The following is a 13,897-nucleotide window of genomic DNA, read 5'->3' as shown; positions in this document are numbered from 1 at the left end:
AAGTAGAACAAGTAGAACAAGTAGAACAAGTAGAACAAGTAGAACAAGTAGAACAAGTAGAACAAGTAGAACAAGTAGAACAAGTAGTCGCGATAAATTCAGTTAATGCTAAATACTTGGACAATCAAAAAAAGACGCAAGAGTTTATTAGCGAACTTTCTATCGGCCCCGTTTTTAATTCTGATTTAAATTATGTCTTGACTCTCGATACTGAAAACGATTTTTCATTTTATGATTTATCGACAACAACTGCTGAAGTAATGTGGTTCGATGAAAATGTTGATTTGTTAGAGACCGAATATCGACTTAGCTTGAGTGACTTGATACTGAATAAATTCGTATCTGCCGAAAAATACGGTTTAATAAATAATCTATCGTTGTTTGACCGAGACTCCCTAGTTCATAGCTCGGATGTAAATATGGAGTCGTTTATGAATGAACCGGTGCACGTTATAAAACACACGAAAAAAATTACCGTGAGTTTTTTGGTGATTATCTCCGATATAAATTCGGGTCAGCAATTGCAGTCGAGAATTATCGATTTAAATGTCGATTATGTGGATTACAGTGTTAAGGCTGAGCAACTGGGTGAGACGGTTTTTATCCCCTATATTTTCGCAACCATTCCCACTGATCGATATTTGTTGGACGAAACCTTTCGCTACGGTCGTGAGCTGTTGTTATCTCGATACACAAATCCTATTAATCTCGCGGAGTTTTAATAAATATTCGCAAGTTGTTTGCAATTACCTGCAAATAAATTTTAGTGTAATTACCGATAGCATTACTCGGAAAACGCCGAGTCTGTAGCGCATCTGCTTTCACATCAATCTAAACTCGGTATACTTGGCCTAGGCATTCTCTCGTGTGGTATTTAGGCTATGTTAAAATTTGAGCTGGTTCCTGTTACGCATTTTCAACAAAATTGCAGTGTTGTTTGGTGCAGTGAAACCAATCAAGCGGCATTAATTGATCCCGGTGGTGAACCGGAGCGCATCATGCAAGTGGTGGAGCGACTTAAACTTACCGTGGTGGCAATTTGGCTAACCCACGGCCATCTCGATCATGTTGGTGCTTCAAATGCGCTCGCTAAAACACTCAAGGTTGATGTTATCGGCCCACACAAAGACGACGAATTTTGGCTTAAGGCGCTACCCGAACAAAGTAAGATGATGGGTTTCACCGCTCATGATGCTTTAGCGCCAACACGTTGGTTAAATGACGGCGATACATTGTCGTTGGGTAATTTAACTTTTTCGGTATTGCATTGCCCAGGTCATACACCGGGCCACGTGGTATTGTTTGAGCCAAACTCAAAAATGGCATTTGTGGGTGACGTGATTTTTGCCGGATCGGTTGGTAGAACAGATTTCCCGCGCAGTAATTCTCAGCAACTGATTGATTCCATTCGTGAGAAATTATGGCCATTAGGCGATGATGTGAAGTTTGTTCCCGGACACGGCCCAATGTCTACCTTTGGCCAAGAGCGGCGCGTCAATCCCTTTGTTGCGGATGCTCGATTTGGCTAGCGTGGCAGAAGTTGGTACTTCGACGGGTTTAGGTTTTCCCTATTCTTTGCGGCGTTCGCGACGACGAAAATCCCTCGAAGTCAGAATCAGTCAGGGACAGGTTTTGGTGTCGGTACCGCACTTTGTTAATGAGCCGGAAGTTTTACGATTTTTAATCAGTAAGCGTGCTTGGATTCTAAAAAAAGTTGGTGAGCAAAATCATCTACTCGATACAAAACCAAAGCGCGAATTTTGTGATGGTGCGAATTGGCCGTATTTAAACGAGAACTTAACACTACGGCTTTATTTTGGCTCCAAGCTTGATGTTAATCGTCGTGATAACGAACTGCTGATCAGTTTATCGCGACGATCAAAAAGCAGTATTGAGTCACAGGTGCGAGGCGCATTAGAGTTTTGGTACAAAGAGCAGGCTTTAAGAGTTCTCTCTGAAAAGAGTTTTGCGCTTGCCAAGCTGATTAACCAAGACTTTACTGAAGTTCGAGTTCGCAAAACCAAGTCGCGTTGGGGGCATTGCACCAGTAAAGGTGTGCTGCAATACAACTGGTTAATAATGCTTGCACCGGAAGCTATCGCGGATTATTTAGTGGCGCACGAAGTGAGTCATCTGCGTCACTTTAATCACAGCCCTGAATTTTGGTGATTGGTGGCGAGTTTGTGCCCCGATTATCAACAACGACGCCGATGGTTGAAATCCGAAGGTTTTAGCCTGTGGTTTTGATGTTAGGTTTTGATAAATGTCTGTCGCATAGATCCACAATAATTCATAATCGAATTTTTTAGCCCGGAAAGATCCCATGAGCACGCTTCCACTGAGCAACGATTTAGACGAAAACTATGACCGCTTCATTGTTGAAGCCCTAGAGACTGGTTGTGTTTGGGGATTGTGTAATGAAGAAGGTTGGGCGGTATGTCCTTCTGAGGCCAGCCCTAATCGCGATGTTATGCCGTTTTGGTCACAGCCAGAATTTGCAGAGGTGTTGTGTGATGACGAATGGCAAGATTACGAAGTTACCGCTGTAAGCACAGAGGAATTTTTAGAAGAGTGGCTAACTGGCTTACACGATGACGAAGTGTTGGTGGGAGTTAACTGGAACGAAAATCTTGAGGGTGATGAAATTGAGCCGCTGGATTTATTAGAAGATTTCGATGGCGAACTAGAGTAAAAACGCTTTTCAATGAAAAAAAACGAGCCTAAGGCTCGTTTTTTTATGCGTGTAATTTGGTTCGGAAAATCTATTAAAGCTCCAATGCTTCTCTAACCGCAGCCACAGCCGTCTCTTTACTGGTGCCTTTTTGACGAATGTAGGTGATGTTTTTATTCTCGTCCATCACAAATAAACCTGGAGTTCCTACAACGCCATAGCGTTGTGCCACTCGATCGGCTTGCAGCAACAGTTGCATGCCATAACCTTGTTTTTCCATGTAGGCTTTGGGGTCGCCGTCATCCCAAACATCTAAGGCATAGAATTTAACGTTTTGATCTTCGAGCTCAGCTCTTAAGGCATCTAACTCAGGCATTAGCTCGTGACAGAATGGACACCAAGTCGCCCAGAATAAAATAACCGCTTTTTGTCCTTCTGCGTCAGCGTACAAAGATATTCGTTCGCCGTCTCCAGTGGTTAAAATCCAGTCTGGAGCCTTTTCGCCACTTTGAGGTGGCATAGCTGCAAAGGCAGCAGTTGCAAAAAACATCCAAAATACAGCAGCAATCACTCGCATGAGAATTTCCAAATCATTATTGGTTTGTGTTCGACGTCGCCTTTTGACCTAGGTGGATTTTGATGGTTCCCAAGCGAACGTTTTGTGAAAGATTTGCGATATTTTTTACTTAATGGCCTGTGTAATTTCGCAACAGTTCAGGCAAATTTATCATGTCGTCGAAGGCGATAACCGCTCCCGCTGCCAATTGATCTTGTATGTTCATACCCGGCGCGTAAGCGAAGACGGTCATGCCAGCGGCGGCCGCAGCACGGATTCCCACCACTGAGTCCTCAATAGCGGCGCAATCTTGAGGATTGGTGTTAAGTCGGCGAGCGGCCTCCAGATAAACATCGGGGGCGGGTTTTGCTGCATCGACATCTTCAACGCAAACGGCGTCTAGAAAATAGTCTGTGAGCCTTGCTCGGGTGAGTTTGAGTTTAAGACTTTCGCGCTGAGTATTGGTGGCTACTGCTTTAGGCAAGGTGATGTTCTGTAAAGCATATTCAATATTGCTAATGGTTTGTAGGTTGGTTTGTAGCTCGTGAACGAATCGTTGATAGAGTTTTTGCTGGAACGATTCTGGAACTGGGTAACCCAATAACTCGGCTGCTTGTTGCAGGTTATCTGCCACAGATTTGCCAGCAAAATAATGCAACATCTGCTCGTAGCTTAATTCGAGTCCCAATTCGTTAAGACCCTTCTGCCACAAGATGTTGGTCATATGTTCGGTATCCACAAGAACGCCATCGCAATCAAAAATAACGGCTTTAAAAGGGAATGTATTTGTCATGGACCTTCCAAATCTTATGTAAATTCTTTCCAGATGCTTTTAAATCAAGGCTGAACACGAAAAGCGATAAAAGAATGATCGTACCACGCCTGAAAGGAGCGGTTTTTATCGAATGCTGAGTTGGGTGTAAAAATCGGGAAATATCTTTAGAAACTTCTTTAAGAAACTTCTGATTGGCACATCCATGATTGAATCAGAGGGCAGAAATTGACGGTGCGATTTCCAATTTCTTCACAACTTCAAGCTCCTACTGTTTTTGAAATTGGCGATATATCCTTGAGTCGCGGGCAACGTGGATAAATCAGAGTTTTCTTTAACAGCATAACGCTATTGATAAAGAAAAAAACCGGGAACAAGAATCCCGGTTTTTTCTAGGTCGACCAAGAGATGCAGGGAGCGACTTATAGACTTGCAAAATAAGCTGCTAAGTCTTCGATATCTTGATCTGAAAGACCTGCGGCCATCGGAGTCATGAAATCTGATAAACCACCTTTACGCTCTCCGGCACGATAGGCTTTAAGAGCATTTACAAGGTAGTCAGCATTTTGACCGCCGATTTTTGGGTAGTTTGGAGCGACGGTAGTTTTACCATCGGGTCCGTGACAGCTTGCGCAAAAGGCTGATTTAGCTTGTCCAGCGGCTGGGTCGCCCGCGGCCATGGCTCCGAAGCTGACGAATGTGGCAATAATTGCAGCGCTTATTTTTTTCATGGTATTTCCTAATCACAGGTTATTGAAATCACGTAATTCGACCTTGCTTGTTATTTCTCAAGTTCACCGGAATTGCGAATATAACAAACCAAAGTTCGGATAAATGTCTGCTATTTGTATGCTTTAGTGGCCTATAACATACCATAAAGAAGACAATATTTTGCCGCCTTAATTTTAAATAGGGCAGGTCATTTCACCGAGTTTTTTCGTCAATTTTACGTTTTCAGTGTAGTCGATAGGAATTACCACAAGGCTTGGGCCGGGCTCAGAAATGGCTTTTTTTAGCTCGGTCTGCAAATCATCGGCATTGGAGACATGATGACCGTTCCATCCAAATGCCGCCGCCAGCTTTAACCAGTCCGGATTGCCAAAGGCCAAATCGGTGTGGCGGCCAAATTCGTTTTCTTGTTTCCAGCCAATCAAGCCGTAACCGCCGTCTTCCCACACCATGACCGTTAGGTTGCATTTGAGTCGAGCCGCGGTTTCCATTTCTTGCACGTTCATCATAAAACCACCGTCACCGCAGATTGCCAAAATATTGCGCTCTGGATACACAAGACTTGCTGATATGGCGCCGGGCAGTGCAAAACCCATGGAGCAAAAGCCGTTGGGAATTAAGCAGGTATTGGGCTCGTGACTGATCCAATGACGAGCGATCCACATTTTGTGCGCGCCTACGTCACTGAGTAAAATGTCTTCTGGGTTTAACACTTGGCGAGCATCCCAAAGGGCTTTTTGCGGACGAATTGGGCCGCTGCCTGAATCGTCTTTGTGGGCTTCAAGTTCGGTAGTCATATCGCGGCGTACACTGCGTTGTACGCTAAGGTCAAAATCGAAAGGACCGTGAGCATCAATTCGCTCATTGAGCATCCACAGCGCGTGCGCCAAATCGCCAACGATCTCTACTGAAGGATCGTAGTTCTCGTCGATTTCTGCCGGTAGAAAATCGATGTGCAGAACCTCTTTCTCGCCGCCGGGATTCCAAAGCTTGGGATGGTATTCAACCATGTCGTAACCGATGGTGATGACCAGATCAGAGGCATCTATGGCGCAGGCGGGAATATCTTTGCTACCCAAACCAATGGTATAGAGACTGTATTCGGCGGACATATCCACACAACCTTTGGCCATAAAGGTGTTCAGCACACCAATGCCGGTTTTCTCGCACAAAAGACGCAGTTGCTTTGAGGCTCGGTGGCGAATACAGCCATTACCGGCGATGATGATCGGGCTTTTAGCGGCTTTGATTCGTGCAAACGCTTGATCAATGATTTTATCGGCAGGTACTGGTCGGCGGAATTTTTTGACCTTCAGAGGCTGCTTGTCGACCTTTAGCTTGGCGATGTCCTCGGGCAATTCTATGTGCACTGCACCGGGCTTTTCGGTGCGAGCTAGACGCACGGCCTTGCGAACGATTTCTGGAATATTTTCTGGATGCCAAACGGTGGTGGCCCATTTGGTGACCGGCTCGAACATATCGACCACGTTCATGACCTGATGGGATTCTTTGTGGAGACGGGTTGAAGCGCCCTGGCCGGTAAGCACCAGCATAGGCGCACGATCCATGTTGGAGTCCGCAACGCCGGTGATTAAATTGGTGGCACCTGGGCCAAGTGTTCCTAAGCAACCTGCAGGATTTCCGGTGAGTCGGCCATAGATCTCTGCCATAAAGGCCGCGCCCTGTTCGTGGCGAGTGAGAATAAAGCGAATTTTTTTGCTTTTCTCCAGCGACATCATGAAATCGGCGTTCTCTTCACCGGGAACACCAAAAATGTATTCGATGCCTTCTTCTTCTTCTAAACATTGCACCATCAAATCGGATGCTTTCATGGTAATACCCTCATGCTTTTTGACTGCTCACGACTCTTATCGTTGCGTTTGTACCACCTTGTGGCGAGTGACTTTTTGACAGGATTGAGTAAATTTAAAAGATTTTGTCACTCGGGTGTGGTCATTGGAAGCCATTGGCCCTTGAGTATTTTCCATTACCTTCATAGTTTGCTTTTTATTGGCAGGTTCGATAGCGCCACGCACTAGTAAGCTATAAAGTTGTTATCAGTCCTCGTTGTGTGAATGAGCGAGGTGAAAGCAAATTGCTCCTAACGGAGGCGTTTGGTATAAGCCTATAGCAAACGAGTAATTCAGAATTTAGGATAGATTGTATGACCGAGCTGACTTACGGAGCCGATGGTGAAGAAACCATGGCTCTGAGAGCCTTCACCGAAAAAGCGTACCTCGATTACAGCATGTACGTGATTTTAGATCGTGCGTTACCTCATGTTGGCGACGGGTTAAAACCTGTACAGCGTCGCATCATCTACGCCATGAGCGAACTCGGCTTACAATCTACAGCGAAGTTCAAAAAGTCTGCCAGAACCGTGGGTGACGTGATTGGTAAGTTCCACCCTCACGGTGATAGCGCAGCCTACGAAGCCATGGTACTCATGGCGCAGCCTTTCTCTTATCGCTATCCATTGGTGGATGGCCAAGGCAACTGGGGTTCCCCCGATAACCCTAAGTCGTTCGCGGCCATGCGTTACACCGAGGCGCGTTTAGCCAAATACGCAGAAGCGCTGCTTGCCGAGGCGGGACAGGGCACTGTTGAGTGGCTGCCCAACTTTGACGGTACCTTAGAAGAACCGAAGGTTTTACCGGCGCAGGTGCCTAATGTGCTGCTCAATGGCACGACAGGTATCGCCGTGGGCATGGCAACCGACATTCCACCTCATAACCTACGTGAAGTGGTTAATGCCACCATTCATCTGCTCGATAATCCAAACGCCAGTGTTGCTGAACTGTGTCAGTTTTTACCTGGCCCAGATATGCCAACTGATGCGGAAATCGTAACCGGCCCAGCGGAGCTGCAAAAAATTTACGAAACCGGTCGCGGCGGCTTAAAAATGCGTGCCCTTTGGACCAAAGAAGACGGTGATGTTGTGATTACGGCGTTACCCTATCAGTCCAGCGGCGAAAAAATCATGGAGCAAATCGCCAACCAAATGCAGGCGAAAAAGCTGCCTATGGTTGCCGATTTGCGAGACGAATCCGATCACGAAAATCCAACGCGATTAGTGATCGTGCCGCGCTCGAACCGCATCGACCTCGAACAATTGATGAATCACCTGTTTGCCACCACAGATCTAGAACGCAGTTATCGCGTCAACGTAAACGTGATTGGTATCGACGGCAAACCACAAGTTAAGCCTTTAAATGTACTTTTGGGTGAGTGGCTAACCTTCCGGTTAGATACCGTTCGCAAACGTCTTTCGTACCGACTAGAAAAGGTTGAAGAGCGGTTATTGCGATTAGCGGCTTTGATGTTGGTATATCTCAATGTTGATGAAGTCATCGAAATTATTCGTAATGAAGACAAGCCTAAGCCTGTACTCATGGATCGTTTTAATCTTATCGAAATGCAAGCTGAGTACATTCTTGATACACGCTTACGTCAGTTAGCGCGTTTAGAAGAAATGAAAATCCGCGAAGAGCAAGAAAAGCTCGAAAAAGAACGCGACGATTTAGAAAAAATTCTCGGCTCAGATCGACGCTTAAAAACCTTGGTTCGCAAAGAGCTTGAAAACGCCAGTAAAGAGTTTGGCGACGATCGTCGTTCACCGATAGTTGAGCGCGCCGAAGCCCAAGCTTTTAGCGAAGCTGATTTACTCAGTAGCGATCCAACAACCGTTGTTCTCTCTGAAAAAGGCTGGATTCGCGCCGCAAAAGGCCATGATATTGATCCGGCCGCACTCAGTTACAAATCCGGCGATAGCTTCAAATTTGCTGCACGCGGTAAAAGCAACCAAGCCGTAATATTACTCGATTCAACCGGACGCAGTTATTCTTTGGCAGTACACGCATTGCCGTCGGCAAGAGGCCAAGGCGAGCCGGTTACCGGTAAACTAAATCCACCCAGTGGCGCAACCTTTGAAGGTATGGTCATGGGTGAAAATGATCAGAAATACCTGGTCGCAAGTGATGCCGGTTATGGATTTATTGCCAAGCTTGAAGATATGCACACTAAAAACAGTCGCGGTAAAGCGCTGTTAAATGTTCCTGAAGGCGCGAAGGTTTTGCCTTTGGTTGATGTGCCCAGCGACGATGGTGCAATATTAATTGCGATCAGTAACGAAGGACGAATGGTCGCCTTTCCGGTTGGTGAATTACCAGAATTGGCGCGTGGTAAGGGCAACAAAATTATCAACATTGCCAGTGCGCGTGTGAAAGATCGCCAAGAATATGTTGTTGCAGTTGCGATCTTAACCGAATTGCAAAAACTCGTTATTCATGCCGGAAAACGAAAAACGGTGATGAAGCACAGTGATCTGGAGCATTACTTGGGGGAGCGTGGCCGACGTGGCAATAAACTTCCAAGAGGCTTCCAAAAGGTCGATGCCGTAGAGATTGAGTAACTTAATCTCTTACGTTAACTCAAAGGAGCTCTGCTTAACCCGGAGTTTCCGGCGACACAAATCTATATTGCCAATTTCAAGAACGGTAAGGGATTGAAATTGGCAAGAAGTTTTTCAATCACACGGTAAATTTCCGTGCTCTGATTAAATCGCAGACGAATTAATTCTTCATTTCTCTATGTGATCAACTCTCTAAGTGATCAAGGTGTAATGGGTGTGAGTGTGATTATGCGCTCACACAACGTTGTGCTTTGGGGTGAATGCATTTTATGGCGAAATTATATTTAGTATTAACGGTGCTGGGAATTATTCTACCGCTCTATGCGTTTGTTTCTTGGCTCATCGCTCACGGATTTAATGTCGCTCTATTTGTTAGCCAAATTGTTGACAACAAAATAAGTCTATTTGCTTGGCTGGATGTTATTGTCGCTGCGGTTGTTTCAATTATTTTTATTGTAACCAACGGCGCTAAGCATCAGATTCCTAATCGATGGTTAGCGATCTTGGGCACACTTACCGTGGGAGTGTCGTGTGGCCTACCATTGTATTTGTATTTAAGAGAGCGACATTTAAAAAATTGATGGCTTAAATGTGCTCTACAAAACGGTTTAGGGTGTGGTAATTTTAGTAACATTAAAGGAGGCTTCAATGCGCCAAATTATTAGTAAACAATAAATCAGCATTAGCCTGTATATGCCAAAACGCTGCTAAGAAATTATTATCAATTTGAATTCGCAATTTAATCGCGCAGACCTATACTGAAGGTTCATCCCAATAATTACCACAGCTTCGAGGTCACTATGATAGAGAAGCGACGAAGTGAACGCACGCATTGTCATTGCACCGTCGAAATACAACCACTGGACCACGTTGTGGTTATGAATCGATTACGGTGTAGAGATGTATCTGACACCGGTGTTTACCTTTACGGCGACGATATACAAGGTTACGCCCAGGGCACCAAAGTCAGTTTAAGAGTTTGCTCGGTTTTGCCAAATCAAAAGATTAATGTTGCCCGCGTTGTGCGTAATGATCAATCGGGTTTGGCACTTGAGTTTGTCTCGGAACACCTTTGATACATATCTTGTTGTCGATATCATCTTCGTTGGAGTATTACGCCGACGATGAATTATTATTTTCTTAAAATCTATTCCAAAATAAGAGTTGAGACTTTTGCTCATCTGCCTTAAAAAGCACCTGCCGATTAAGTTGCTTCTAAGTTTTATTCATTGATTCTAATTAAGGCCGGTAGACAATATCGACCGTCTTCATGTTCACACAGAATTCTTGACGGCTTTACCTAACTCATTGCTATTCTAATGAATGAGCAGACTTAAAAACAGATTTCCAATTTTTCATAATTTCAATAACTTATCGTCATTAGTGCTGCCTTTGTATTGTTGATCCCTTAGGTATCTAAAACGGCGCAGGATTTGTTATTAACAAAAATTTCGAACGATTCAGAAAATATTATTTATAAATATTCGCTAGGCAGTGATAAAAGCTATAATTTTTTCATACAGTTATACCTGTCAATTTTATTGGTGATAATCAAATTTCGTAGTTAAGCTATGCCTAGTATTAAACGGATATCTACAAACGATTTAGAAGTGGGTATGTACATCGCCAATTCTAACAACGAATGGATTCCCAACGGGAATTTGTCGCGTTGTGGACTGATTAAAGATCCATTAGTTGTTGCTAAGATAAAAAGCCTAGGCATTCCCGAAATTTATATCGATATCGCTCGTGGTAAGGCGCCTGAAAGTCTAGCAACCTCTAATTTAGAGCTGATCAAACAAAAAGAAAACATACAATCACTGCTGAAAAAGCCGCACATCAGGCTGAATGAAAAAACCTCTTTTGATGCTGAATTAGCCGTCGCGAAAAAAATTCAATCCGAAGGCTTGGCACTTGTTGAAAGCGTTATGACCAATGTGAAATACGGTCAAGCCGTTGACGTCAACAGCACCAAAGAACTCGCCGGAAACGTTATTGAGTCTCTACTGAATAACCAAAATGCTTTGCTGTGTTTGACTCAACTTCGCACGAAAGACAAATACCTTGTTGAGCATTCATTTAATGTCAGTATTTTTATGGGGATTTTAGCCGTTTCCCTAAATATTATGGGTGATGAGCTCAATGATTTGGTGACTGGAGCGCTGTTGCACGATGTTGGCAAAATCAAAGTCTCCGACGGAATTTTAAATAAACCCGGAAAACTAACATCCGAAGAATGGCGAGAAATGCAGATGCATGTCACCTTTGGTGAGCAATATTTGCGAGATGTGCCGGGATTATCCAAGGAAATTATTGATATCTGTGCGCAGCATCATGAGCGCCTTGATGGCAGTGGGTATCCGAGAAAATTAGCCGCATCAGAAATACCACTGCACAGCCGAATGGCGGCGGTTGTCGATGTGTATGATGCGATCACGGCGGATCGTGTTTATCACCAAGGCATGGCTCCGGCCATTGCTTTAAAAAAAATGGTGGAATGGTCCGATGAAATTCATCTCGATAAAGATTTGGTTTATCAATTTATTCGTTGTTTAAGTGTTTATCCCCAAGGCAGTTTCGTGTTACTGAACAATCAGCGATTAGGAATCGTGCAGGCTTTACATAAGACCGAAATGAAAAAACCCGTGATTACTATTGTTTATAATTTGGAAAAAAATATCCGAGTGCCTAATTTCCCTATAGATCTTTCTGACCCTTCTTGCTCGTGCAAGATAGAACGTGTGGTATTACCTGAAGAATATGGGCTTAATTTAAATGAGTTATTGGGTACGCTGGGTTAAAAATTCGGGTGCTAATTTCTGGGTTTTCAACGGTGCTGAGATGTGCCATCAGATTTGTTGAATGTAGATAACTATATTTATGAAGAAAATAAAACGCTAGTTTTTAAACATTTTTCTACCATTAAATTAATCATCCGTCACAACAGCTTCTTAACATAATGTGCCTTTTGTTGCTTCTTAAGAATCTTTTTTAGGTTGAGGGTTGTCGTATTTTTCCAGTCTGTTTGAGTCAATCATATTTTGAATTAAAACCACGTACTCGTAGCCCTTTTCAGAGTACTGCTCTAAGCCTTTGGCCAATTCTTTGCCGGTAATACGTTTATTTTCGTTGCGCAACTGCTCTCTTATTATTCTTAAATCGTAATAGGCTTCGTGAGTATTAATGTTATTAAAATACGCCTCAATAGATTTTGTAACATTCGGAAAAGTTTTTACCTCGTGATTCGCTCCGTCTAAACGTGCGCTAGGAACTATGCCGCAGCCTTTTTCGTAGCACCATTGTCCGTAAAAATTATTACCTTCTTGTGCGAAGCGAGACGTTCCCCAACCACTTTCATTGGCGGCTTGTGCTAGAGCTAGTGATGCCGGAATTTTATCGACGCGTCTAATTAATGTTTGTAGGTCTTCGGTTTGGTATTTTGCTTGAAGTTGCAATAATTTTTCGCGTTCGATTTTATTGAGTGCTTGGTTGTTATCAAGTTTTTCTTTAATTTTAAATAAATGACTACGATTAGCTTCAATTCTTTGATTTTGACTGTTAATGGCTGGTAATAAATAATTAAAAAACGCCGATTTCTTTAGAGCAACATCGGTAATACTCTGGAAATCTGGAATGGTATTATTGGGTATAAATTCAGGGAAATTTTGCCAAATATCAGACCGGTAATTCCCATCTTTGGCCGTTGGGGTGTTGATAAGCAAAACTAAGGTAAGAATAAATAAACCTACAGCGTATAAAACAAATACAAAAATAAGTGCGTTCGCGCTTGATGTGGTACTTTTCTCGCTCACTGTAACGTTCCTATGGATTTAAATCCTTACTGTTTAAATGCACGGTTTATATTTGGCAAATATTTAGTCTTTTGTTGGGTCTAATATAACTAAAATCAAGTAAAACTGTCTATTTTTTGCTAATGGAATACCATTGCCTATGACCTACGTCGATTCTTGAAATAATGATTATTCACGCTAATGTTTTTGGGCCTCATTAACATGATAGAATCTAAGGCGACAAAGAATTTGCCGATTTAAAAGAAGAATAGGGAGGAAAACATGAAATGTACCGCGTGTGGTCAGGGTGATTTATCTCCCTGTTTAATTGATGGATTATTTCGCGCTCATAATTGCTCAAATTGCGGCGGTTATTGGATTCTTGTTGAGGACTTTGTTGCTTGGAAAGAGAATCACCCTAATTTCCAATTTGCAGTAGATGCCCAATTGAGCGAAATTGCCAACGATTCTAAAAAAGCGATGTTGTGCCCAATTACTGGCACCCTAATGCAAAAATATAAAATTTCGGCTAATTCCGAGCATAAAGTTGATTACAGCCCATCGGTTGGTGGTTTATGGCTCGATAAAGGTGAATGGCAGCTGCTCAAGTCTGAAGGTATTGCCGGTGCGCTTAATTCGTTGGTGACACAAACTTGGCAGAAAAAAATTCGTGATCAACAGGCGCAATCGCGTTTTGTTACCTTGTATGAAGAGAAATTTGGCAAAGAGACCTATCAAAAAGTAAAAGAGTTTCGGCAATGGTTGGATCAACAGCCACAAAAAGCAGATTTGTTAGCGTACCTTTGCGCCCACGATCCGTACAGTGCCGAAAAATAAAGGAAATTCTACCGGTCTTTAATTGGCTCAAGCCTGATGTAATCTCAGCGCAAGTTCGAAAATGCAATTTCTGAGTTTTCAAACTGACGAGTAAGAGTGGTTATTTTAGGTACGGTTGTTGAGGTTGGCA

Annotated in this window: 14 protein-coding genes; 9 read left to right on the top strand and 5 right to left on the bottom strand. The window is 43.4% G+C overall.

The window, feature by feature from the left end; genetic code table 11:
- The 4 genes from ACYQ2C_RS15030 to ACYQ2C_RS15015 form a co-directional block, all read left to right on the top strand.
- Positions 1 to 722 (top strand): hypothetical protein (locus tag ACYQ2C_RS15030; RefSeq protein ID WP_460115708.1); only part of this gene is annotated, 722 nt, incomplete at its 5' end.
- 159 nt (positions 723 to 881) lie between these two features.
- Positions 882 to 1,529 (top strand): MBL fold metallo-hydrolase, encoded by a 648-nt coding sequence (locus tag ACYQ2C_RS15025; RefSeq protein ID WP_460103905.1) that lies wholly within the window; start codon positions 882 to 884, stop codon positions 1,527 to 1,529.
- 1 nt (position 1,530) lies between these two features.
- Positions 1,531 to 2,169: a M48 family metallopeptidase gene (locus tag ACYQ2C_RS15020; RefSeq protein WP_460103937.1), complete on the top strand. Its 639-nt coding sequence runs from the start codon at positions 1,531 to 1,533 to the stop codon at positions 2,167 to 2,169.
- A gap of 154 nt (positions 2,170 to 2,323) precedes the next feature.
- Positions 2,324 to 2,692: a DUF2750 domain-containing protein gene (locus ACYQ2C_RS15015; protein WP_460051647.1), complete on the top strand. Its 369-nt coding sequence runs from the start codon at positions 2,324 to 2,326 to the stop codon at positions 2,690 to 2,692.
- Between the two features lie 73 nt (positions 2,693 to 2,765).
- Here ACYQ2C_RS15015 and ACYQ2C_RS15010 read toward each other — a convergent pair whose 3' ends face one another.
- From ACYQ2C_RS15010 to ACYQ2C_RS14995, 4 genes are all read right to left on the bottom strand, one after another.
- Positions 2,766 to 3,248 carry a peroxiredoxin family protein gene (locus tag ACYQ2C_RS15010; protein ID WP_460051649.1) on the bottom strand — a complete coding sequence of 161 codons (483 nt, stop codon included), beginning with the start codon at positions 3,246 to 3,248 and terminating at the stop codon, positions 2,766 to 2,768.
- Between the two features lie 109 nt (positions 3,249 to 3,357).
- Positions 3,358 to 4,020: an HAD family hydrolase gene (locus ACYQ2C_RS15005; RefSeq protein ID WP_460103908.1), complete on the bottom strand. Its 663-nt coding sequence runs from the start codon at positions 4,018 to 4,020 to the stop codon at positions 3,358 to 3,360.
- Between the two features lie 401 nt (positions 4,021 to 4,421).
- A complete protein-coding gene (locus ACYQ2C_RS15000) occupies positions 4,422 to 4,730 on the bottom strand; it encodes a c-type cytochrome (RefSeq protein WP_460051652.1) in 309 nt (102 codons plus the stop codon).
- 174 nt (positions 4,731 to 4,904) lie between these two features.
- On the bottom strand, positions 4,905 to 6,560 hold the full coding sequence (locus ACYQ2C_RS14995) for an acetolactate synthase large subunit (RefSeq protein ID WP_460103910.1): 1,656 nt from the start codon (positions 6,558 to 6,560) through the stop codon (positions 4,905 to 4,907).
- 332 nt (positions 6,561 to 6,892) lie between these two features.
- Here ACYQ2C_RS14995 and parC point away from each other — a divergent pair, with 332 nt between their 5' ends.
- The 4 genes from parC to ACYQ2C_RS14975 all read left to right on the top strand — a co-directional run bounded on the left by parC (position 6,893) and on the right by ACYQ2C_RS14975 (position 11,940).
- Complete coding sequence (parC, locus tag ACYQ2C_RS14990) at positions 6,893 to 9,139, top strand: DNA topoisomerase IV subunit A (protein ID WP_460103912.1); 2,247 nt, start codon at positions 6,893 to 6,895, stop codon at positions 9,137 to 9,139.
- Positions 9,140 to 9,408: 269 nt separating this feature from the next.
- Positions 9,409 to 9,720 (top strand): DUF2834 domain-containing protein, encoded by a 312-nt coding sequence (locus ACYQ2C_RS14985; RefSeq protein WP_460051655.1) that lies wholly within the window; start codon positions 9,409 to 9,411, stop codon positions 9,718 to 9,720.
- Between the two features lie 219 nt (positions 9,721 to 9,939).
- Entirely contained in the window at positions 9,940 to 10,215 is a 276-nt protein-coding gene (locus ACYQ2C_RS14980; RefSeq protein ID WP_460051656.1) for a PilZ domain-containing protein, read from the top strand.
- A gap of 495 nt (positions 10,216 to 10,710) precedes the next feature.
- Positions 10,711 to 11,940, top strand: coding sequence for an HD-GYP domain-containing protein (locus ACYQ2C_RS14975; RefSeq protein ID WP_460103913.1), 1,230 nt, complete (start codon positions 10,711 to 10,713; stop codon positions 11,938 to 11,940).
- 177 nt (positions 11,941 to 12,117) lie between these two features.
- Here the strand turns inward: ACYQ2C_RS14975 and ACYQ2C_RS14970 are convergent, their stop codons facing one another.
- Positions 12,118 to 12,951 (bottom strand): glucosaminidase domain-containing protein, encoded by an 834-nt coding sequence (locus ACYQ2C_RS14970; protein ID WP_460103915.1) that lies wholly within the window; start codon positions 12,949 to 12,951, stop codon positions 12,118 to 12,120.
- A 261-nt stretch (positions 12,952 to 13,212) separates the two neighbouring features.
- On the opposite strand from ACYQ2C_RS14970, the gene ACYQ2C_RS14965 reads away from it, so the two are divergent.
- The gene (locus tag ACYQ2C_RS14965; protein WP_460051660.1) at positions 13,213 to 13,767 is read left to right on the top strand and encodes a TFIIB-type zinc ribbon-containing protein; all 555 of its coding nucleotides are present in this window, start codon (positions 13,213 to 13,215) and stop codon (positions 13,765 to 13,767) included.
- Positions 13,768 to 13,897: the final 130 nt, after the last annotated feature.

The organism is Sessilibacter sp. MAH3, from assembly GCF_054658275.1.
The sequence above is the reverse complement of the archived record's forward strand: the minus strand, read 5'-3'. Positions and strand labels throughout refer to the sequence as shown.